We start from the raw sequence: 22,319 nt of genomic DNA on the forward strand, positions 1-22,319 counted from the left end.
ATTGGCAGAATTAAGTATGCACTAAATTAATTCCGCCAACAGGTTTAGTAACTTCTTACAGGTGAATACTTGAATTCAAATCGTGGAGAAGTGAATAGACAGTATTACCCGACAGAGCAACTATGACAACGTAACGCCTTTACAAAAAAGTCGGTACACGAAACCCATAGACTAATTGTCTTGACCTAAAAGAGATTGGAATTTTCAGGACTGCCTATCACTTAGATAGAAGTCCAAGGTCTGCTGAAATACATAATTCAAAAATTGAAATTGCTTGACTGCAAATTTAGTAACTTTGCTTGACAAATTAACGAGAAAGAAGAGAAAATGAAAACCGACCGCATAACATCACCTATACGCAAGCAGGGCTTTCGTGCTTCGTAGGACAGTTAAGTGGTAAATTTAAAGTTCAGTTCTTCGTAGGAAGTTCAGTGGTTAAAATCCCTGCCTGCGTATAGCTGAGAACCGTTATTTGATGATGAGGGCTATTCATATAAATGTAGGTTAAATTTTTCTGACCATTTCAAACTGTTGTCCTTTTGGGGTAAGTCCTAATGATGACAAGAAACCAGTGACTGATTCACAATCGCAATCAACATTAGTAAATTTGAGTACATCGCTTTGAAAATGACTGACAGCACTTTTAAGCAAGGACTTACCTATTCCTTTACGCCGGTAATCTTTTGCAACTGCGAGGGATGAAATATCGCCTGATGCCGGTTCAAAGATAACAAATCCGACAAGTTCTTCTCTTTCATAAGCTCCCAATATGTCCAAATTGTCGATTCCGCGTTCCAGTGAAGCCCTGTCATTTTGCCATGAAGGATGAAAATCGAACCAGGCCGTTTGGTTAAGGCAGTTTTTTAAATCCGATGGGAGTATGCGACATGCGGTATGGTTTACTTGCAATACAGGAACAATATCGCTCAGTTTGGCAGAGTAGTAGTTGAAATTTCTCTGTGTTTCAAAGCCTAATTTGCGATATATTTTTATTGCTTTGTGATTGTGTTGCAAAACTTCCAGTACATATTGCCGAACTCCTTGTTGATATATCAATTCGAGGCTGAAAGTGAATATTTTTTGGGTTAGGTGTAATCCCCGGAATGAAGGTACGGTTCCCGTCCCTGTGTCATAGGCCGTCAAGATGTTGTTGTACATGCCTGTTCCGTTAAACACAAAAGAAATCAGCCGTCCTTCGAAAAATGCTCCGAAAGATAGTTGTGGATTGTATCCTCGTCGGTCGAGCATGCGTCGCAATTCATCCGCATTCAAAGAGAAATCATAATCTTTGAATGCGGATGAGAATGCCGCATACAAATCTTTGAAAGAAACGGACTCTAAAGAATGAATGATGATTCCCATATCGGACGGTGTTATGTGTTTGGATTTTTATCACTATTCTCTACGGTTAAACCGTGCTGTTTGAGAAAGCTGAGCTTATCCCAATAACCTCTTTGGAAAACGATTTTATCGTTTTGCACATGGAAGAATCCGCATCCTCGCAACCCGAGCGGATCTTTCCATTCCATGATAGCCCATTCTCCATCCTCGAATATATGCTCAACAATACAAACCATTTTTGAGGTTGCAAATTCATTTACAAACATTTTATGGATAGCTGTTTTTCCTATAACCGGGGTGTTTGCGACTTGATGGTTTATGGCATCCTGAGCGTATAAGTTTGCCAAAGCGACTGCATCGGCGGCGTTGAAGCAGTCAATCCATTCTTGTAGTATCTCTTTTGGCGTCATATTTTTCGTATCTTTTATTCTTTAATATTTAATTGTTGCTTTTTCCTCTATAAGTTAGAATTAGACATTTTTTCTAATTCCTTTTGAAATGATCATCAAAAACAAAATTAGTATTTTTTTCTGTTTTACTGATGATTCTGTAGAAATATTCTCGTTCATATTATTGTGTCATAAGGAACGTGTCAAAAAAGCGGTTTCCACATTACAGCTTTATGGTAAAATGAGTTTAACCAACTACATAACGCAATCTGTTGTCGGTACTGTTATCTATTTCCCATTCGTATTCTATTTAGCCCCTTATTGTGGGTATGCAGCAAGTTATCTTATCGAATTCACTCTCTTTGGGAGTCAAATATGGTTGTGCAAATGGTGGCTGACAAAACATAAACAAGGTTAGTTGGAATGTTTTTGGTATAATGTTTATAAACATAAATCAAGAAAGAATAAATAAATTTAATAGAGGCTGCCCAAAAAGAAAGAAATTCTTGCAATCACTCTTCTACAGATACTTGCAGAGGGGATAAGATTTACTTTTAGACCTTTTGGATAGCCCCTATTAATATTTTATATAAAATTCATAATTTTAAATTTTTATCCCTTTCGATCGGTTTTCATCCTTAAACTGAAAACCCGGACGCCCGATAATGATATGATTGGCAATGAAATTGCCAGACGGACTTCGTTTATCCATCGGGCTGCGAATCTGCGGGACATCATCGGTTTGTTGTGGCGATATGCTCCGTACACCTTCCGCATCTGGCTTGATCTCCTGCCCGTTCTTTTCTTTTTCGGTGACTTCCTGCGCGGGCGGCGCAAGCTCCAACTGTATCTTGCGGTCAAGCGCGGCAAGTTCGGACTTCAACTGTTTCAGTTCGTCCTCTTTCTTCCACACCTTGCCCGCTATCTCCTGCAACTGCGGAACCTCCTTTTCCAGCACCTCGTTCTTCGCCTTATACTGGTCGATGATGGACGGAATCCTCTCCAATGCATTCAGGAAATTACGTGCGGCGGCTACCGGGTCAGCCATCGCCAGATGCCCGTTGTTATAGGTGTATTTGTAATTCCCTTCCACCACGAAGCGATTGTCGGTAAATTCCAGCCCCTCTTTGAGTATCCTCTCGCTGACCACCATTATCGGGAAACCGTAAATCTCCCCGACAGGCTTGTACAAACCGCCCGTCGTGGCGTTCTTGGCTATCTCCTGCAAACGCTTTCCAATAACTTTTTCGTCGGTTGAATCCACGCCGTCCACCTTGACAATATTAAGGCGACTACCTTCCTTATCAGTCTGCACAACGGAAAGAAAACGGTTCCAGTCCTCCGTCATGGCTTCGATGACAGCCGTGTTGTTGCGCAGTTCCCCCGTCTTGGCTTCCAGCTTGAACTCCGAATCGCGCTTGCCCTTGTTGAACGACTTGCGTTCCCCTTCAAGCGATGCGATACGCTTCTCCAGTTTCGCCTTGTCCAAAAGGTCGGTATTGCCGGAGAGCAACGCCATGTACTCCGAGAAGTTCATGCCCGATTTCTCGTCCATAGCCCCCTCATCGATGGTACGTGCGCCCATCGCCCCGCTTTTGAGCTGCGAGATGAACGTCTGCTTGCAGTGCAGCAGGTTGAACTTGTAGCTGTCCAACGACTTTTCCACCGCGTAGATGATGACATCCACATTGTTCCCGGCAAAACGCTTGGCAATCTCGTTGCCCGCCCTAACTCCGCGTCCGTCACGCTGTTGCAGGTCGGATGGACGCCACGGCGTATCCAAATGATGGATTGCGACACACCGTTTCTGCGCGTTCACACCCGTTCCGAGCATGGAAGTGGAACCGAACAGCACGCGCACCGTTCCGGCGTTCATGGCGTCTATCACCCCCTTGCGTGCCTTGTCGGTCTTGCACTCCTGAATGAAGCGCACCTCGCTTGCCGGGATGCCGTAGTCCTCCGTCAGCTTCCGCTTTATCTCGCTGTACACGTTCCATCCGTCGCCCGGCTGGTATGTTCCCAGATCCGAGAACACGAACTGCGTGCCTTTCTGCGCGTCGTATTTGTGGTAATACTCCGCAATCGTCTTGGCGCAGTGGGAAGCCTTGTTGTCGGGGTGGTCCTCATAATGCGGGTCTATCATGCGCATGTCGAGAGCCATCTTCCGCGCGTAATCGGTGGCGATAAGCATCTTCGCCTTCTCCTCCGTTTCCGACAGGGGCGGTCTGCCCAGCAGCGTGGCGTCACCCGTCTTGGCGAACTGCATCAGCTGTTTGATGAAATACTCTTGGTCGGGCGTGGGAGGTATGTGATGCAGTATCTCGTTCTTACGCGGACGATCCACACCCACGTCCTCCGCCGTGCGGTAATCGGTAATCTCGTTGTAGAAGGCGGCAAGCTCCGGCACTTTGATGAAATATCGGAAACGCTCCTTCTGAACCACATTGTTCGTCACGTTGAACTCGAAGTCGGTTGTCTTTTTGGCGAAAATTGCCGCCCATGCGTCGAAGCATCGGATATCCTGCCTTTCCAATTCCTTCGGACGCAGATACTTGAAGAGCAGGTACAATTCCGTCAGACTGTTGGAAATGGTTGTGCCGGACAGGAACGTAGCCCCCAAGTCCTTGTCCGTGCGCTCCTGTATAGTTCGTATGGCAAAAAGCATATTCAGGGCTTTCTGGCTTCCTTCCGAGTTTCCCAACCCCGCCACACGGTCATGCCGGGTGTTGAAAGTCAAGTTCTTGAATTGGTGGCTCTCGTCAATGAAGATGTGGTCGATGCCCATCTGCTTGAAGTCCACTACGTCATCCGTGCGGGATTTGATGGCGTGTTCCACTTTCTCCAACTTCGCCACAAGGTTGTGCTTGCGTTTCTCCAATCCTTTCAGCATCGCCCGCGACACGTTCTTGCCCTGCTGCCGCAGCACTTCAAGGTTTTCCTCCACCGTGTCAAGCTCCGCTTGCAGGATGCGCTGTTGCAACTCCGGCGACTGTGGTATCTTGCCGAACTGGTCGTGCGACATGATGACGCAATCGTAGTCGTTGTTCTTGATGTTGTTGAAAAAACGCACGCGGTTGGCAGTCGAGAAATCCTTTTCCGAAGCGTAGAGAATCCTCGCATTAGGATATGCCGCCTGATAAGTGGCTACTATCTCCGCCACGTTCGCCTTCAAGCCGATAATCATCGGCTTGTGCGCCAAGTTCAGACGCTTCATTTCATGCGCTGCAATACACATTATCAGTGTTTTACCTGTTCCAACTTCGTGGTCACAGATCCCGCCTCCGTTCTGTTTTATCATCCAGACGCAATCCTTCTGCGACGGATAAACGCTTTGAATACCCCGGCTTGCCAATCCTTTCAGATTGAGGTCGGGAAACGTCTGGTGCGAACCGTCATACTTCGGTCGCACGAAACAGTTGAACTTGCGGTTGTACATTGTCGTCAGCCGTTCCTTGAACTGCGGCGACTGCTCTTCCAGCCATTCCGAGAACCCGTTACGGATTTCGTCAATCTTGGCGTTGGCGAGCTGTATGCCCTCGCTGTCGCGCACCTTGATGTCATTGCCATGCTCATCCTTGCCGATGGACTTCATCATGTCGGGGCAGGTGTTGTGCAGGGCGTGTTTCAACAGGTGCATACCGTCATAGTTCCGGTAATAGCCCTTCACTAAAAACTCGTCCGTGATTTTCATGGTGCGGTAGCCGCACGCCACCGAATACTCGTCCATGCTTGCGGAGTAGGCGATTTTCACGTCCGTGTCGAAAAGATGGCTCATGTAGGCGGCGTACACGCCCGTCGGAATCCAGCGTTCCCCGAAATTGAAGTCGAGGTCCTCGAAGGCGATGCGCGGCGGCTCGGCTTCTTTCAGAGCCAACAACGCCTGCTTCACTTCCGGCATACGCCCGTTTTCTGGGTTGTCACCCATCCATGCCTTGATGCGCTCCGCCTTCTCTATCACGTTCCCGGCGATGAACCTGTCCTTTATCTCGTAACCGGTTACGAGCGGGTTGTAGAAGATGCGTCCTTTGAGGGCGTCAAGCAATCCCTCTTCCGTGCTGTCGGTTATCTCCCGCATATAGTCGAGATTGACCGTGCCGAACTTGTTGAGCGATGCGGAGAGTGCCTCTTCGGGAGAGCTTACGTTGGCATGGCTCTCCACCGAGAAGGAAACGGGACGCTCGAAGATGTCCGCCTTGACGAACCTGCCGTCTTCCGCACGTTCCAACGAAAGGATGTCGCGCCCGGCGGCATCCATCATCAACAGTTTCACGTTCTGCTTGGCATTGAGGTTGCCGTAGCGCATGACAAACTCATCGTAGCAGGTGTTCAACGCTATGCGTTGTGCAGACCCTTCATCGTGATACTCCGCCTCGTAGCGGTAAAGCCGCTCGTATGAATCACGGAGTGACACATACAACATCGCTTTCTCCTTCTGGTAGCCAGTCAGGTCAAGCGGTTGGAATGTCGCGCCGTAAGGCGTGAGGTCTTTCAAATAACCGAGATTGCGTGAAGCATCCAGTACCATAGAGCCGTCACGATAGTGCGGCTCCAGCATGCCGTTGAACGGACGGGGAGAAAGGTCGAGAGGTTCCTCCTCCGGTTTTTCCGCTTCCATTTCGGGGAAAAGGGAGGTTGCAGCCGTTTCCGTTGCGTGAGCGGCAGGAGTGGCGGCAACTTCCGGCTGCGTTTCGGGTTGCCGTGTTTCCTGCTCCGGTGCGGCTTTCACGTCCGGGACATGCTGCCGTTTCTCCTGATGCTGTGCCGCCAGCCTGCGAAGCTCCTTGCGTCGCTCCGGCGTGAGGTCCATCATCATTTCATAGAAGCCGTTGATGGGCGGGTTGGTATCCCAATCCAAAGTGGCGTAAATATCATCCGGATCGGCTTTGGCTGCGACACTCACCGGCTTTGTTTCTTGGCTGTCCCTGTTCTCCGTCGGTGGTGCGGCAGACGGCTGTGGCGGTGCGGTCGTAACCTTCGGCGTAACCTGCGCCTGCGGTTTGGGAGGCATACGTCTTGCCGGGCTTTCCTTTTTCGCCGTCTTTTTCTTCTTGGAGGGTGCTTCCTGCTTGCGTACCTCCTCGGTCATGCCCCAGAGGTCGAGCAGGGAGAGCTGCACGCCCTCCGAATAATCGGGACGGTGCGGCTCTATCTCCGGCTTTTCTTCCTCCGGCTGCGGTGTTACCGCTTCGGGCTTGGCTGCCATTTCATTACGTGGCTGTATCTCAGGAGTGACAACTGGTATGGAAATGGTTTCCGTAACCGTGCTTTTCCCCTGTGCCGGATGCAGGCTGTACATTTCATACAGTTCTTTGTCAAACTGATGCAACTCGATTTTCAGATGTTCCCGCAAGTCCTCCGCCATTTGCCCGATGCCGCCCCGGTGCAGGAGTTGATAGGCAGGTTTCCCGTAAGGGTCTGTGCCTCTGATTAAATCCGTATTGGAAAGAGAGCTGATGCTCCATACATACCCGTTCACCGAAGTGCCGATGGGCGTCTGTTCGGTCTGCATGAAAAGTTTCTCGTTGTAGTACAGTTCCCCGTTCTTTCCGCTGTTCTTTTGCAGGATAATCAGGTCGCTGCCCACCTCCGTACCCGCGTTGTCCGTGAAGAGATTGTTCGGCAGGCGTGCGACACCCACCAGATTGGCATTACGCATCATATACTCGCGTATGGGTGCGTTGGACGGTGCGTCCAGCACCCCCTGCGAGGTGATGAACGCCACGATGCCGCCCTCACGCACAGCGTCAAGGCTTTTCAGGAAGAAGTAGTTGTGTATTGCCTTCGGTGCGGAACGCCTTGCCGGGTCTTGGCTTCCTGTAAACTCCGGGTCGAACACAGCCACGTCGCCGAACGGGATGTTCGAGATGGCAAGGTCGAAATAATCCGTGAAGGGCTTCTCTATCTTCTCGAATCCCTGCACCCTTACCTTTTGGTCGGGATGCAGGTGTCCCAATATCTTGCCCGTCATCAGGTCTTTCTCGAAAGCCATGATGTCCGCGTCCGGCTTGTTTTCCAGCACGGCATCCACGAATGCGCCCACGCCCGCCGACGGCTCCAACACACGGTCGGGACGTATGCCGTGTTCATGCAGAGCCTCCGCAATCGTGCCGGTTATCTCCGGCGGTGTGTAGAATGCGGTCAGCACGGACTGCTTCATGGCATCCGCGTACCGCTTGTACTCCGTATCGTCCTTGCTGTTTTCACGCACCAGCCTGTGCAGTTCCACCGTAGGGGCAAACAGTTCGAGGTCCGATTTCGCCCAATGCACGGCATCCGTCAGTTCCTTTGCCGGGTTCAGTATGCACTTCAACCCGCCGAAACCGCAATACTTCCGAAGTATGGCTTGTTCCTCGGCGGTTGCCGTCCTCCGTTCCCTGTCAAGGATGAATGCCGTCCGTATCGCCTCGATGTTGTCCCGCAGCCGTTGTTTGCGGTTAAACGCCATATTCCCCGATATAAAGGACGACGGCTCCCGTCAGCTCCGTGTAGAGCAGGTCGTATTCGGGCGACAGGGCGAAGTTGTCGTCCGAAAGATCATAGGCGGAGAATACGTTGCCGACAGGCGGCAGCAGCTTTCGGATGAAGGCTTCGCGTTTCTTTTCCGGCACTTCGTCGGCAAACTCGTTTTCCACGACTTCGCGGAGGATGGCGTACTTGGAATAGCGAAGACCACGCAGGAGCGTGTCCATCGCCAACTCCTGCGCCCCCTCGGACGGATAGCCTTCGAGCCGCGCACGCTCATACGTTTCGGCGGCACGGTCGGCACGTTCCCGGATGAAGGCATCGTCGGAAGCCTGTTCAAACCTGTTCGTGCGGAGATAGTCCAGCAGGTACAGACCGTAATAGGAAAAGTCGGTCTGACCTTCGTTTTTCTTCTTGTTGTTCATTACTTTGGAATTTAGTGGGTTGATAATGATGGGGATAATCGTCTGAAAAGGAGAATGAAAAGGCACTCGGTATCCCTCCGAGTGCCACCACTAAATCCAAAGTATGAGTGTAATCCGGTATCGAAGAACAATTCATTACTCTGAACAAGTGGCAAAGTTAATACTATTTCTTCCGTCCTGAAAATTTCCTGCTCGTTTTCCTTTCGGGGAACACGAAAGTCGTGTTATAGTCCCCGTCAAAGGCGACTATGGCGTCGAAGCTCTTGCCCTGCTTGCTCTTGAAGCCTTTGAGCGGCTTCGTATGCCCATCGGTGAGCAGCTCTTTGATCTCGTCATCGGAAAGGGTGCGGTTCGCCTTCAGGCGGAACACGGGTAGCCCGCAGTCCGCGTTGTCGCAGCGGACGACCTTGCCGTAGAACTGCATACTGCCCGTTCCGCACTTGGGACACTTGCAGCCGGAATCCCTGCGGGCGAACAGCTTGTCGCACGAGAGCAGTTCGGAGGTAATCTCCTTTGTGTACGCCTCTATCTCCTTGCAGAAGGTGTCGGCGGGCAGCTCCCCGCGCTCGATGCGTGCCAGATTCTTCTCCCATTCGCCCGTCATGGCGACGTCGGCGATGCGCATCGTCTTCACGACAGAGTAAAGGGCAAGCCCTTTTTCTGTCGGCACAAGCGATTTCTTGCAGCGTTCCATGTAGCCGCGCTTGAAGAGCGTTTCGATGATGGCGGCACGGGTGGCGGGCGTGCCGATGCCGCAGTCCTTCAAAGCCTGACGGAGTGCGTCGTCCTCTATGTCCTTGCCCGCCGTTTCCATAGCCGAGAGCAAGGTTGCTTCGGTATGCAACGGCTTGGGTTTGGTCTTTCCCTCCGTGATGGAACAGCCTTTCAACGTCAGCGTGTCGCCTTCCCGCCAGCCGGGGATGGCGGTTTCTTCCTTGTCCTCCTCACCATATACGGCACGCCATCCGGCTTGCCTGATGACGCTGCCTTTCACCGTGAACTCCACTCCGGCACACTCCGCCGTGACGGTAGCGGTGTCCTTGACGCATTTCTCGGAGAACGCCTCGATCATGCGCCCGGCAACCATCTGATAGACGGTGTTGTCTTCTTTGGAGAGGAACAGCGGTTTCTCTCCCGTGACGAGCAGGGCGTGGTGGTCCGTCACCTTGCTACCGTCCACGCTTCTGCGTGTCGGGACGGCTTTCGGCTGCACCTTGCCTTTCCATTCGGGCAAAGCCCCGATGAAGGCGAGCAGCTTGGGGATTTCGGCGAACACGTCTTCGGGGATGTAGCGGCTTCCGGTTCTCGGATAGGTGATGAGCTTCTTCTCGTAGAGCTTCTGCGCGATTTCAAGCGTCTGTTCCGCCGTGAAGCCGTGCTTGGTGTTGGCTTCCTTCTGGAGCGTGGTCAGGTCGTACAGGAGCGGTGTTTCCTCCGTCTTCTCCTTGCGTTCGGCTTTCGTGACGGTGGCTGTGCCTGCCGACTTCACCTTATTATACAGTTCCGTCGCGGGCTCTTTCTCTTTCCATTTTTCGGAAGAGGAAAACTTCACAGTTCCTTCGTCGCAGCCGTCCGTTGCGATATGGAGCTGCCAGAAGGCTTCGGGCGTGAAGCGGCGGTTCTCCCAGTAGCGTGCGCACACCATCGCCAATGTAGGTGTCTGCACCCGCCCGACGGAGTAAGTGCCGTGTCCGGCGGCGATGGAGAGTGCCTGCGTGCCGTTGATGCCCACGAGCCAGTCCGATTCGCTCCGCGCTTTGGCGGCAAGATAGAGGTCGTCGTATTTGCCGCCCGCTTCAAGGTTGCGCAGTCCCTCGCGGATAGCCTTGTCGGTAAGCGAGCTTATCCAGAGGCGGACGAACGGGGTGGCGCATCCGGTGTAATGGTAGAGGTAGCGGAAAATAAGCTCACCCTCGCGTCCGGCATCGGTCGCCACGATGATCTGTTCACTTTCCTTGAATAGCCGGGTGACGGTCTTGATCTGCGTCACCACGCCGCTGTCGGGCTTGTAGCCCTTCTCCGTCTTTACCTGACGGGGGACGAGCGTGAAGGTGTCGGGGATGACGGGCAGGTTGTCACGGACGAAGCCGCGTATGCCGTAGCCGTCGGGCATGGCAAGCTGTACGAGATGTCCGAACGCCCAAGTCACGGCGTAGCCGCCTCCCTCGAAATATCCTTCCTCTCTCTTTGTCGCGCCCACGATACGGGCGATCTCACGTGCCACAGACGGCTTTTCTGCAATGATTGTCTTCATATTCTTCTGTCGTTTTGAATTTTACAAATGTTACTTCGGATTTAGTGGCGGACACCGGATTACATCTTCATGCCCTTATTGTTTCTTTTTTGCGGCTTCTCCTGCTGCTGTTGCTGCGCGGTGTCCTTCGGGGCGGTCTGTCCCTTCCGCAACGGCTCCTTCAGGTTCTTGGTAGCCTCGTTGGTCTTGCCCTCGCTGTTCACCGCCACCTGCGTGCGGCTCTCGTTGGAAGGCGCGACCTTCTGCGCGTTGTCGGGGTTGGTGTCGTAGCGGTACGGGCGTCCCTTCTCCGGGTTGAACTTGATGTACATCGTGGCGTGGAAGCCCTGCTTGTCGGTCACGTTCTCCAGTTTCACGGCTTTGCCCGCCACGTAGTCGGCTTTCTGCTGCTCGGTGAAGTCCACGCCGCTCCATTTGCTGATGGGGCGGATGCTGCCGTCGGCGTTCGTCCACGTGTTGCGGCGTTGCTCCTTGTTCGTGTTGGCTGTGTTTTCCGTACCTTGCGCCTGTTTCTCCTTATTTTCCTGTGTCTGGACGGCACGGGGCGACCTGCCGGTTCCCGGCACGAACTCCACGCCGCGCTGCTCCACGTTCACTTGCAGGGTGGTGACGAACTTCCTGCCGTCCTTGCGTTCGATGAGTTTGTCACGCACGGGCAGACCGGCACGCAGCATGTCCTGCTCCTGCTTGGTGATTTCCGTCTTGCCGATGCGTTCCGGTATGCGCACCTTGCTGGCCGAGACATCCGTGATTTCGTTCGTCTTGCGGTCGATGCTGACGAACGAGGGGATGATCTCGCCCGTTTCCCTGTCCACGAGGTCCACGACCCTGCCGAGGTTGCCCGTTTCGCGCAGGTTCTTCCGGTCATCGTCGGAGAACTTGTGTTCCTTGTAGTCGTCGAGCTTCTGCTCCTTGCGGATGAAGTGCGGCACAAGGCTGACGTTGCCCTCGCCGTCCTTCTTGAAGGAGAGGCGGGCGTCCAGTTCGAAAGCCTCTCCGCCGAAATTGGGCGACACCCTCACCAAGTCGGACTTGCCGTAGTTGAGCATCCTGTTAAGGTCGCCCGACTTTTCAAGGTCGTCGCGCTTCACGCCCCATTTCTCCTCCAACTTCTGCCAGTTGATCTTGCTCTCGTCGATGGGCTGGTAGCCCCGGTTGCCCTGCGTCTGCTGAGGACTTTCCTGATTCTGTTCGTTTTTCTGTTCCATTTCTTCCTGTTTTTTAGGTTCGTCATCTTGTTTCTGTTCCGGTTGTTCCTGTTTTTCGGCGGACTGCTCCTCCTGTACTTTCTTTTCGTAGCCGGAGGTGTCCACCTTGTGGGGCGCAAGCATCTCCTTGTTGCCGTCGGGATCTTTCAGCAAGTCCTTGATAACCTCCAGCAGTTTGTCGGCTTGGTCCGCCGCGACACGGTAGAAACCGAAGCGGCTGGGTTCCCTGCACTGCCGGAAGAAGTTCCTGAAGAAGTTGTCCAGCACGTCGCCGTGCCGGTCGAATTGCAGGAAACTCTGCGCGTTCTCCGCTTTCGCGGGGATACGCTTGGGGGAGCCGTCGGCGTTCAGCCCGGCTACCACGCTGATTTCGCCCGTCTTCTCGTCACGGACAACCAGCACGTCCTTTTCGTCTTTTTTCTTTGCCATCTGAAAAATGTTTTAATGGTTATTTTTGAAAGAAATTATGGATACGAGCCTTGTAGAAGGCTATGTCTTCCTTGCGGAAATCCTTTACATGTTCGGAGAGGAACGTCAGCACGTCCGCCTCGCTGTAATAGGTCTTTTTGCCGAGCGTCTTGTAGGGCAGCGCGCCGATGCTGCGGTAGCGTTGCAGGGTGCGCTTGCTGATCTGGAGCAGTATGCACAGGTCTTGGTTGTCGAAAAGCCTGATCCCGTCCATCGGGTTCGGGGCTTTGCCGGACGGCTGCATGGAGAGCAGCATCTCGTCCTGACGGTCGAGCCGTTCCATCACCTTCTGCATCCAGTTCTCGAAATTGTTGCGGGTAAGCAGTTCCATGTCTTACGTCCTCCTTCCTTTGGGTCTGCCGCCCGTGCGCAGCGTGTGGTTGCGTTTCAACTGTTCCGGTGTCGCGGCTTCGCCCGTAACGGTGCTGTCTTCGAGCAGGCGGTCGATTTCCGACTGCCGGTAGCGGCACTTGCCGCGCAGCACGACATAGGCGATGCGCTGTTCGCTGCGCATGCGCTGGAGGGTGCGGCAACTCACGTTCAGCAGGTGCGCCGCCTCGCGGGTGGTGAGCAACCTGTCGGGAGCTTCTTCCTTCCTACCGCCGGAAACGGCACGCACGTGTGCCGCTATCTCGGCTATCTGTTCCGTCAATGCGGTGAAGGCGGAACTTTCCATCGTTATCACTTTCATATTCAGTTCTTTCTTTTGGTTTATTTGCATGAACATAGGCTGCGCCTCGGCATACCGTTCAAGCGGGCTTGACGTTCTGCGCTCGGCTTGCGCTATGTTTCTGCGACAAAATTCGGCAATAAACCAAATGGGCTTTAACAGCTCACTACGTGGCTCACGTAAGATTTTTACGGATAATGGCTCCGTAACCCGGACAGACGGCGCAACAAGCTGCCTTTTAGCGGGAAACGGTACGTGTTCAAGGCGGCTTCGTTACCTTTGCGGCAAACTCTGAAATGTTTTGCTTATGGAAATAGTATCTATCGAGAAAAAGACCTTCGAGATGATGGTGGCGTCCTTCAACGCCCTCGCGGAGAAGGTAGCCGCCCTGAGGCGCAGGAGCGACGGCGGGCGGATGGAAAGGTGGCTCACGGGCGAGGAGGTCTGCGGGCAGTTGAGGATCAGCCCGCGCACGTTGCAGACTTTGCGTGACAGGCGGCTTATCGGCTACTCGCAGATAAACCGCAGGTTCTATTACAAGCCGGAGGAGGTCAAAAGGCTCATTCCGCTTGTCGGCACGCTCTATCCCGGCGGAAAATGATTTGATTTTTATTATTCACAACCCACTGAATCCGAAGTTATGATGAACGAGAACAATGAAGTGTTTACGATGGAGGACGAGCCGCTTGCCACCGTCGTGCAGAACATGCGCAAAGGCTCGAAATGGCTCTCCGCCTTTCTGGAAAGTTACCGCCCGCCGTTGGACGGGGAGCGTTACCTGACGGACAGGGAGGTGGCGGAACTGCTCCGTGTCAGCCGCCGCACCTTGCAGGAGTACCGCAACAACAGGGTGCTGCCCTTTATACTTTTGGGAGGGAAGGTGCTTTACCCCGAATCGGGGTTGCGTGAACTATTGGAGGCGAACTACCGCAAGCCGATGGAATAAGGCGGCTGCATGAAAAAAGGAAACGGGCAACTCCATACGGGCTGTCCGTTTCCTTTTTCTTTTTTCTTTTTATGCGTGTTTAGCAATACCCGGCTTTTCCGTTCTGTATGAACATCACGTATGCCTGCCGCTTTTCCTTCGAGAGTGCCTTGCCCACCAGCCACGTGCGGAACACGTGTGCATGGTAGGTGTTCAGCCGGAAGGCGATGGGGATGATGATTTCCAGCGAATACACGTCGGCTGAAAGCCCGTTTTCAAGCCGCATGTAGCGACACACCTCGTAGTCGTTCAGCACGTCCGGCTTGCGGACGGCTCTGATGGCGGCGTTCACTGCCGGGACGCCCGTGTGGAACAGTCCGGCGATTTCTGTGGAGGTCATCCATATCTCGTTACCGGTTACGCTGACCGCCTTGTCCTCTATGATGATTATGTCACGTTTCATGGCTTTTCTTTTTAGATGGTGCAACCTGCAAATTCCTCGATGCCGTTCAACCTTGCGGCAAGGTTCTCCATGTCTTGGTTGAGCTTTTCTTTGGTGATTTTCGCGTATATCTGCGTCGTTTTTATGCTCTTGTGTCCCAGCATGGAACTGACCGTTTCGATGGGTACGCCGTTGGAGAGGAACACCGTCGTGGCTGCCGTGTGTCGGCTCTGATGCCACGTGATGTGCTTGGTGATGCCGCAACGCTTGGCGACGGAACGGATTCCGGCAAGGCACGTGTTGTAGTGGGGAACGGGGAAAATCCTGCCGTTCCCGCACAGACCCCGGTATTTGTCGATGATGCGCTTTGCGATGTCGAGCAGGCGGATATTGGACACCACGCCCGTCTTCTGGCGGTTGATGTTTATCCACTCGTGTTCGTCGAAGTAGGTATGGATGTTCTCTTCCGTCAGGTTGCGCATGTCGGCGAACGACAGGCCCGTGAAGGCGCAGAACAGGTAGAGGTCGCGGTAAAGCTCCTGCTTGGCGTTTTTCAGCCTGCCCTCCATCAGCAGCCGGATTTCCTCTTTCGTCAGGAAACTGCGTGTCGTTTCCTCCTTCTTGATTTCATACTCCCGGAATGGGTCGCGTGTGAGCCACTCGTTGTTGATGGCGATGAACACCATCGTCCGCAAGGGGCAGACATACAGCCACACGGTGTTGGTGCAGCAGTGCTTGTCCGTGCGCAGGAACATCTCGAAGTCGGAGATGAAGGCGGGCGTAAGCTCTTTCAGCGCGATGTCCTTCACGCGGTAGCGGATGGTGAGGAACTCTTGCAGGTGCTTGTAAACGGTCCTGTACTTCAGGAGCGTGCCTTTGGCTTTCATGCCAGCATCCACCTGTTTCTCGTAGTCTTCGTTGTGCTGCCGGAACACCTGCATCAGCGTGTGATAGCGATGTTCCAGTCCGAGAAAGGCGTTCTTGACCTTCTCCGCCGTGACGAAGTTGTCACGCTCCATGATTTCCTGATAGTGTTTGTTGATGCGCACACGCATCTTGTCGAGCATGCGGTTCGTTTCGAGTGCCGCCGAGCTTCTGCCCGTGACACGTCCCCCTTTGGTGTCCCACAGCTTGGGATCGACGGTCAGTTTGCAGCTGAACTGCGTTTGGCTGCCGTCCACCGTAATGCGTCCCATGACGGGTACTGTCCCGTCCTTTTTCACTACCTGACGTTTGAGGTAGTAGATTACTGAAAATGTACTCTTCATCGTCCTTATTTTTTTAGGTTCAAAATTAGTTGGTGAAGAGTCCGTCGCCGGTACGCAAAACGGGGAGGAACGGCGCAATCTTTTTCCGTAACCGGATTTGTTGCGTGAGTTGTCAGTAACTCACTAATCCTTAACGCCTTGTTTCGTTATCCGTGTCCGTTTGTCGCCATTCCGTGCATGGTTACGGACAAGTAACGTAGCGGCGTCCTGATTTGGCTTCAGCGGTGATTGCGATGGCTTCACGAATAATCGGAAGCACGACTGAAACCCTTGTAACTCAATTCTATCACTATATCTTTCCGCATTTCTCTTTTTTGTAGTAACTTTGTAAAATGATTAAATTATAATGGATATGAAAAAGCATATTTTATTCTTACTCTGTTTTATAACCGTCTCACCTATTTATGCACAGGTTTTCACCGAGTATTTTACTGATAAGACTCTTCGTGTCGATTACATCTTTAACGGCAATGCGTCCAAACAAAGTATCTGTCTGGACGGATTATCCTCTCTCCCTACTTGGGCGGGAAGAAAACATCATTTGGCGGAACTTCCGCTGCAAGGTAACGGACAGATTGTTATGCGCGACATAGCTGATGGAAAGACTATTTATACCACCTCTTTCTCTTCACTCTTCCAAGAATGGTTGGAGACGGAGGAAGCCCAAAGCGTAACCAAAGGATTTGAAAATACGTTTCTCCTTCCCTACCCGCTTCAACCGGTTGAAGTGGAAGTAATTCTACTCGATCCGCACCGCAATGTCCGTGCCTCCATGAAGCACATTGTACGCCCGGACGATGTATTGATTGCTCAAAAAGGTATCTCCCACATCACCCCGTACAAGTTCCTGTTACAAAACGGGAACTCGGAGAAGTGCATTGATGTAGCCATTCTCGCAGAAGGATACACACCTCAAGAGATGCAGACATTCTACGAAGATGCCGGCATTGCCTGTGAAAGCCTTTTCGCACACGAACCTTTCAAGTCCATGAAAAAAAGATTTAATATTGTGGCTGTAGCCAGTCCCTCCATAGACAGCGGAGTCAGTGTGCCAAGATTGAACGAATGGAAACATACCGCCTTCAGTTCTCACTTCAGCACTTTCTATTCCGACCGCTATCTGACCACATCACGTGTAAAGATGATTCATGACGCTTTAGCGGGAATACCTTATGAACACATTATTATATTAGCCAATACAAAAGAATACGGAGGTGGAGGTATCTATAACTCATATACCCTCACCACAGCCCATCATCCTATGTTTCGTCCGGTAGTAGTACATGAGTTCGGCCACAGTTTTGGCGGACTTGCCGATGAATATTTCTATGACAACGATGTCATGACCGATACTTATCCTTTGGATGTAGAACCGTGGGAACAGAACATCAGCACACAGGTGGATTTCGCATCAAAATGGAAAGATATGCTCACTAACGGCACTCCTATCCCTACTCCAACCAATGAAAACGAGAAATATCCTATCGGTGTGTACGAAGGAGGAGGCTATTCGGCAAAAGGGATTTATCGACCTGCAGACAATTGTCGTATGCGTACTAACGAATACCCCACCTTCTGCCCTGTGTGCCAACGTGCCATTCGCAGAATTATCGAATTTTATACTGAATAATAATAAAAACCAAACTTCAAAAAACTGACCTATGATCAAATTTCAGCGTATCACAACTGCGGATACAGCCTTGTATGGCTACATGGAACAGCTAATGACTACTTCTTTCCCCTCGGAAGAATATCGTTCATTGGACGAACTACGTAATTATACAGATAGCAAGCCGTATTTTTACTGTAACATTATTTTCCATCATGATATTCCAATCGGTTTTATTACATACTGGGATTTCGGACATTTCTATTATATAGAACACTTTGCTATCGATCCGTCCCAACGTAATGGAGGACATGGCAAGAATGTACTAAACCATCTGTGCCAACAAATAAGCAAACCTATCATCTTGGAAGTAGAATCTCCTGAAGAAGAAATGGCAATACGCCGCATCAATTTCTATAAACGGCATGGATTCACTTTATGGGAGAAACCTTATATGCAACCTCCCTACAAACCGGGAGATGATTACCTCCCTATGCTTTTAATGGCCTATGGAGATTTAGAGTGCGGAAAAGATTATGAATACGTAAAGGAACATATTTACCGAGAAGTATACAATGTGAAATAAAAAATAAAGGTCGCCTGTAAAACAAGCGACCTTTATTTATATAGTCTGAATTAACTTCTTACTGACGTGGTTGTGCAGAATAGTTAATTTTCAATGCATAAGCTTTACGAAGAGCCTCTTTGATATCTGTTACAATACCCATTTTTGTATCTTGGTCAACTTTCAAAGATACTGTCATTTGCGGCTGATCCTCTTCTTTCATACTGGCACGTTCACCAATAATATAGTCTTGGATTGCAGCAACTTCAGCATAGCTGTCATTCAACTGGATACGGCTTTCATTACCTAATTTCTTACGGAATTCAGCTGTAGGTTTTCCTACATAGATAAACGTAACCAAAGACTTCTTTTCAAGTTTTTCCAACTCTGTAGCTTGCGGAACCTTAAACTCAACCTTCAATGTTACCTCACGCATAGTTGTTACAATCATAAAGAAGAACAACAAAGTGAAGATAAGGTCAGGCAGAGAAGAAGTGTTCAACGCCGGCATTTCTTTTTTACCAGTCTTATTAAATTTTCCCATTACTTCTTATCTCCGTATTTTTTAGGTTCGGCCTCAGAGATTTTCTGAGGATAAATATCACGAATTGCTTTTTGTTGCTCATCGTTCAATTCAGCATATTTCTTTTGCCATTTTTCCTGAGCCAATTCATCACGCAACTCATTATAAGCCGCTACCAACTCATTTTGTACAGCAAGATATGCTTTATAAGAAGAGCCACGGTCACAACGCAAAGAAACTACATGCTTTTCTGTAATCATCATGTTACCAAAGAAAGGAATATCTTTCGCATATTTCTCCGGTTTGGTTTCATCATTATACGGATTGGCAATAAATTCTTTTGCTTTAGCACGTAACTGATCTGTTGTGATATAATCGTTTCCGCACATCAACTGGTCGTTCATGTTCAGGAAGACCTGCAGCACGTTGCGCTCTTTCAACTTAATATCGTCATTCTTTTGGTTCTGTTCCGGTGGTGGCGGCAAACGTCTTGCCAAACCACGGTCAGTATCCATAGACGTTGTAATCAAGAAGAAGATTAACAACAGGAAAGCAATATCCGCCGTAGAACTTGAGTTAATATCAGGAACTTTTCTTTTTCCTTTTGCCATTGTAATTACTCTTTAAATTGAGTTATCTCAATTGATTATGATAATTTCTTCTTAATACTACTAAAGATGATTGCAAGCACAGTCGCAGCAAACAAAATATAGATAGAATAAAGGAACATATCAGTTATCTTCAACCAGAAAGGTACATTGTCCGTACCGTCATAACCCGGGATATTGAGAGGTTCATCACTACCCATAGCCCATGCTATAACAACAACAGCAACTAATACAATAACACCGATTAAAGACTTCAATGCACTTCCGGGATTATCTTTCAAGGCAGTTCCAAACTGGAACAGGAAAGCAGCCACTGTAGCAACGACAGCTATACCAAACAAACCATACATCAAATAGATCAAGGCATCGGTTTGGGCAGGTTGCCACATCTCAGAGTCAACGCTCATAAGTACTGCATCGCCTTGAGCATCTCCACCGAAGTAGAATAAGCCCAACACTACCAAAATGGCAGCGAACATTACGTACAGTACGTAGTATGATACTTTATATGATAACTTAGCCATTTTACTTATTTTTTGTATTTCAAGTCATATTTGATAACCATATCCAACAGAGAGATAGAAGAATCTTCCATTTCGCTGGTCAAAGCTTCAATCTTAGACAAGATATAGTTATAGAATACCTGCAGAATCAAAGCAACGATCAAACCGAAGATAGTTGTAATCAAGGCAACTTTCATACCACCTGCTACAACCGTCGGAGAAATATCACCTACTTGTTGGATTTTATCAAATGCCTGCACCATACCGATTACAGTACCCAAGAATCCTAATGACGGAGCCATTGCGATAAACAGTGTAATCCAAGAGCAGCCTTTTTCCAAGTAACCGGCTTGCACACCACCGTAAGAAACAACTGACTTTTCAACAACATCGATACCTTGGTCGATTCTCATCAAACCTTGATAATAGATAGAAGCAATAGGACCTCTTGTGTTGCGTGCAATGTCTTTAGCAGCTTCAACGTCACCTTTTTCCAAAGCGGCTTCAATAGCAGCCATGAACTTCTTAGTGTTGATTTCAGCCAAGCTCAAGTAAATGATACGTTCGATACAGAAAGCAAGACCGATAACCAATGCGATAGCAACCAAACTCATGAAAGATGCAGTACCTTCAATAAATTTTGTTTTGATTTCTTTGTGAATACCGCCTTCTTCAGCTTCAACAGCAGGAGCTGCAGCTTCGTCAGCAGGAGCTGCTTGTGCTGCAGGAGCAGCTTGTTCTGTTTGTTCAGCTGCAGGAGCATCTTGAGCCTGAGCAAGTTGAGTTGAGCCAAATGTTAAGACTCCCATCACAGCAACAATTGCAAATAACTTTTTCATTGTGTGTCTAATTTTTAAGATTAATTAATTAAATTACTTATTATATTTATTTATTGTTTTTCTCTTATTCTAAATCCTTGCGGAGAGACGGGGATTCGAACCCCGGATACCCTTTAGGAGTATACACGCTTTCCAGGCGTGCCTCTTCAACCACTCGAGCATCTCTCCAATAGACACCTTCCTCGAAATCGGGTGCAAATTACAAAAAAAATGCGAACCACAAGCGTTTTCAGCTACAAATGTATTCTTTTTTTTGTTCTTCCACAGCATTCTCAAAGTTTTATCCGCAATAAAATCTCAAAATTAATAAACTTTAAAATCTTCGGAACGTTATTTGAGCAATCCAAACACTTTTAAAGCATTTTCAGAAGTAATGCAGCCCACTTCCTCAGGCGACTTTCTATATATTTCGGCTACTTTTAACAGAGTATCCTTTACATTTGCACTCTCATTTCTTTTCCCTCTATTCGGCACAGGAGTAAGATAGGGAGAATCGGTTTCAAGAACGATTCTCTCCAAAGGTATGTTTTGCAAAACTTCCGGTAAATCCGACTTTTTAAATGTCACCACACCATTAATACCAATGGAGAAATTAGAAAACTCCAGCATCCGAAGAGCCTCTTCCGACGTTCCTGTAAAACTATGAAAAATTCCGGTCAAGGGAGAAGTCTTATAAGGTTCCAACACATTATATATATATTCGAATGCCTCGCGACAATGGATAACTATGGGCAGTTCATACTGCAACGCCCATTGTACCTGTTGTTCAAAAACAATCTGCTGTTCTTTCAAGAAAGTTTTATCCCAATACAGATCCATCCCGATTTCACCAATGGCCACATAATCATTCGGCATTGCCAAATGTTCGGACACAACAGCAAGTTCTGCCTTATAATCGGTATCCACAGAGGTCGGATGTAATCCCATCATCGGAAAACAATAGCCTTTATATTCCGAACAAACACGCAACATAGGCTCTATGGTTGTACTGTCAATATTAGGCATAAAGATATGAGTGATCCCTACCGCCTGAGCACGCTCCATTACTTGCGGCAAATCAGATTGAAACTCATCCAGAAAAAGGTGAGAGTGTGAATCTACTAATCTCATCTTGCTATCTCTTCTTTTTCTTTTTCGCCAGTGCGGTAATAATAAATCAAACCGTAATCACGACATAAATCCAAACGCTTCTCATTCGGCATGACTCCTGCATATTTTTGCTCCACCTGATTCCAAATATCCAGTATTAAAGCATCAGCTTCGGCCCGCATGGAAGCAAGAGTTTCCAGACTGCGAGCTGTTAAAGCCTGCAGATTCTTTTGTTTCTCATAACTTTCCATGAAAATATCATAATGCACTCTGACTTTGGCAATGGTAGGGTTATAAATGGGAATTCCACCTTGAGAAATACGCCGATTCTCACCATCTACAATCTTACGTCCCCATTCCGCAAGAGCTGCCTCTGTGGACAAATCCGGGACATTATGATTCTTCATATCCAGTCCGTAGTACTCTTTATGAGCGGTACGCACTTCCGAACGGATTACAGCCAAATTCAGCACCTGAATAAAATGCGATATATAAAGACGGGCAATCTTTACATTCGACTGATGCTTACGTCCCGCTTTTGACTGGCGTTCAAAACATTCCATATAATATGCCTGGGCTGCCTCAAATTTCATCAGGAAATTTCTGGCATCCGTAAGAGTCTTTAAAGACACCGCCAAATCATATACATTATATATATCGCCCTTCACAACTACGGCTTTCAACGCCCGTATTCTTGCTTGGTCTGTATTTGGTAATCTCCTATAAGGCAT

At 49.4% G+C, this 22,319-nt stretch carries 20 protein-coding genes, 1 tRNA gene and 1 pseudogene; 5 read left to right on the top strand and 17 right to left on the bottom strand.

Annotation, left to right across the window (positions count from 1 at the left end; translation table 11 throughout):
• Positions 1 to 504 precede the first annotated feature (504 nt).
• A complete protein-coding gene (locus tag DW121_RS06035) occupies positions 505 to 1,362 on the bottom strand; it encodes a GNAT family N-acetyltransferase (RefSeq protein ID WP_007366527.1) in 858 nt (285 codons plus the stop codon).
• Between the two features lie 11 nt (positions 1,363 to 1,373).
• Complete coding sequence (locus DW121_RS06040; protein ID WP_007366528.1) at positions 1,374 to 1,751, bottom strand: nuclear transport factor 2 family protein; 378 nt, start codon at positions 1,749 to 1,751, stop codon at positions 1,374 to 1,376.
• A gap of 118 nt (positions 1,752 to 1,869) precedes the next feature.
• On the opposite strand from DW121_RS06040, the pseudogene DW121_RS06045 reads away from it, so the two are divergent.
• A pseudogene (locus tag DW121_RS06045) lies at positions 1,870 to 2,148 on the top strand (DUF418 domain-containing protein); the annotation flags it as partial.
• Between the two features lie 186 nt (positions 2,149 to 2,334).
• On the opposite strand, the gene DW121_RS06050 reads toward DW121_RS06045, so the two are convergent.
• From DW121_RS06050 to DW121_RS06075, 6 genes are all read right to left on the bottom strand, one after another.
• The gene (locus DW121_RS06050) at positions 2,335 to 8,175 is read right to left on the bottom strand and encodes an N-6 DNA methylase (protein ID WP_008655861.1); all 5,841 of its coding nucleotides are present in this window, start codon (positions 8,173 to 8,175) and stop codon (positions 2,335 to 2,337) included.
• Positions 8,165 to 8,617 (bottom strand): DUF1896 domain-containing protein, encoded by a 453-nt coding sequence (locus DW121_RS06055; protein ID WP_008645575.1) that lies wholly within the window; start codon positions 8,615 to 8,617, stop codon positions 8,165 to 8,167. Before DW121_RS06055 ends, DW121_RS06050 begins: the two co-directional genes overlap by 11 nt.
• A gap of 163 nt (positions 8,618 to 8,780) precedes the next feature.
• Positions 8,781 to 10,871 (bottom strand): type IA DNA topoisomerase, encoded by a 2,091-nt coding sequence (locus DW121_RS06060; protein ID WP_008645574.1) that lies wholly within the window; start codon positions 10,869 to 10,871, stop codon positions 8,781 to 8,783.
• A gap of 59 nt (positions 10,872 to 10,930) precedes the next feature.
• Positions 10,931 to 12,508 carry a DUF4099 domain-containing protein gene (locus tag DW121_RS06065; RefSeq protein WP_008645573.1) on the bottom strand — a complete coding sequence of 526 codons (1,578 nt, stop codon included), beginning with the start codon at positions 12,506 to 12,508 and terminating at the stop codon, positions 10,931 to 10,933.
• 19 nt (positions 12,509 to 12,527) lie between these two features.
• Positions 12,528 to 12,878 carry a helix-turn-helix domain-containing protein gene (locus tag DW121_RS06070; RefSeq protein ID WP_008655857.1) on the bottom strand — a complete coding sequence of 117 codons (351 nt, stop codon included), beginning with the start codon at positions 12,876 to 12,878 and terminating at the stop codon, positions 12,528 to 12,530.
• 3 nt (positions 12,879 to 12,881) lie between these two features.
• A complete protein-coding gene (locus tag DW121_RS06075; protein WP_008655856.1) occupies positions 12,882 to 13,274 on the bottom strand; it encodes a helix-turn-helix domain-containing protein in 393 nt (130 codons plus the stop codon).
• Positions 13,275 to 13,524: 250 nt separating this feature from the next.
• On the opposite strand from DW121_RS06075, the gene DW121_RS06080 reads away from it, so the two are divergent.
• Both DW121_RS06080 and DW121_RS06085 read left to right on the top strand, forming a co-directional pair.
• A complete protein-coding gene (locus DW121_RS06080; RefSeq protein WP_032535412.1) occupies positions 13,525 to 13,818 on the top strand; it encodes a helix-turn-helix domain-containing protein in 294 nt (97 codons plus the stop codon).
• A 39-nt stretch (positions 13,819 to 13,857) separates the two neighbouring features.
• On the top strand, positions 13,858 to 14,163 hold the full coding sequence (locus DW121_RS06085; protein ID WP_008645571.1) for a helix-turn-helix domain-containing protein: 306 nt from the start codon (positions 13,858 to 13,860) through the stop codon (positions 14,161 to 14,163).
• A 79-nt stretch (positions 14,164 to 14,242) separates the two neighbouring features.
• On the opposite strand, the gene DW121_RS06090 is transcribed toward DW121_RS06085, so the two are convergent.
• Positions 14,243 to 14,605 (bottom strand): hypothetical protein, encoded by a 363-nt coding sequence (locus tag DW121_RS06090; RefSeq protein ID WP_008645570.1) that lies wholly within the window; start codon positions 14,603 to 14,605, stop codon positions 14,243 to 14,245.
• Positions 14,606 to 14,616: 11 nt separating this feature from the next.
• Entirely contained in the window at positions 14,617 to 15,852 is a 1,236-nt protein-coding gene (locus DW121_RS06095) for a site-specific integrase (protein ID WP_008645569.1), read from the bottom strand.
• A gap of 352 nt (positions 15,853 to 16,204) precedes the next feature.
• On the opposite strand from DW121_RS06095, the gene DW121_RS06100 reads away from it, so the two are divergent.
• Together DW121_RS06100 and DW121_RS06105 are read left to right on the top strand one after the other, a co-directional pair.
• Positions 16,205 to 17,482, top strand: coding sequence for an IgA Peptidase M64 (locus tag DW121_RS06100; RefSeq protein WP_117710964.1), 1,278 nt, complete (start codon positions 16,205 to 16,207; stop codon positions 17,480 to 17,482).
• Positions 17,483 to 17,513: 31 nt separating this feature from the next.
• On the top strand, positions 17,514 to 18,047 hold the full coding sequence (locus tag DW121_RS06105) for a GNAT family N-acetyltransferase (protein ID WP_118323293.1): 534 nt from the start codon (positions 17,514 to 17,516) through the stop codon (positions 18,045 to 18,047).
• Positions 18,048 to 18,105: 58 nt separating this feature from the next.
• Here DW121_RS06105 and DW121_RS06110 read toward each other — a convergent pair whose 3' ends face one another.
• From DW121_RS06110 to DW121_RS06145, 7 genes are all read right to left on the bottom strand, one after another.
• On the bottom strand, positions 18,106 to 18,570 hold the full coding sequence (locus DW121_RS06110) for an ExbD/TolR family protein (protein WP_005657168.1): 465 nt from the start codon (positions 18,568 to 18,570) through the stop codon (positions 18,106 to 18,108).
• Positions 18,570 to 19,160: an ExbD/TolR family protein gene (locus DW121_RS06115; RefSeq protein WP_117710807.1), complete on the bottom strand. Its 591-nt coding sequence runs from the start codon at positions 19,158 to 19,160 to the stop codon at positions 18,570 to 18,572. Before DW121_RS06115 ends, DW121_RS06110 begins: the two co-directional genes overlap by 1 nt.
• Positions 19,161 to 19,195: 35 nt before the next feature.
• Positions 19,196 to 19,681 carry a hypothetical protein gene (locus tag DW121_RS06120; protein WP_117710808.1) on the bottom strand — a complete coding sequence of 162 codons (486 nt, stop codon included), beginning with the start codon at positions 19,679 to 19,681 and terminating at the stop codon, positions 19,196 to 19,198.
• Positions 19,682 to 19,686: 5 nt separating this feature from the next.
• Entirely contained in the window at positions 19,687 to 20,499 is an 813-nt protein-coding gene (locus DW121_RS06125) for a MotA/TolQ/ExbB proton channel family protein (RefSeq protein WP_117710809.1), read from the bottom strand.
• Positions 20,500 to 20,579: 80 nt separating this feature from the next.
• Positions 20,580 to 20,667 (bottom strand) — tRNA-Ser (locus DW121_RS06130).
• A 162-nt stretch (positions 20,668 to 20,829) separates the two neighbouring features.
• Positions 20,830 to 21,609, bottom strand: a complete 780-nt coding sequence (locus DW121_RS06140) for a TatD family hydrolase (protein ID WP_118323294.1) — start codon at positions 21,607 to 21,609, stop codon at positions 20,830 to 20,832.
• Positions 21,606 to 22,319, bottom strand: coding sequence for a hypothetical protein (locus DW121_RS06145; protein ID WP_117710812.1), 714 nt, complete (start codon positions 22,317 to 22,319; stop codon positions 21,606 to 21,608). Before DW121_RS06145 ends, DW121_RS06140 begins: the two co-directional genes overlap by 4 nt.

The organism is Bacteroides sp. AM10-21B (assembly GCF_003472565.1).
In the GTDB taxonomy this organism is placed as follows: domain Bacteria; phylum Bacteroidota; class Bacteroidia; order Bacteroidales; family Bacteroidaceae; genus Bacteroides; species Bacteroides propionicigenes.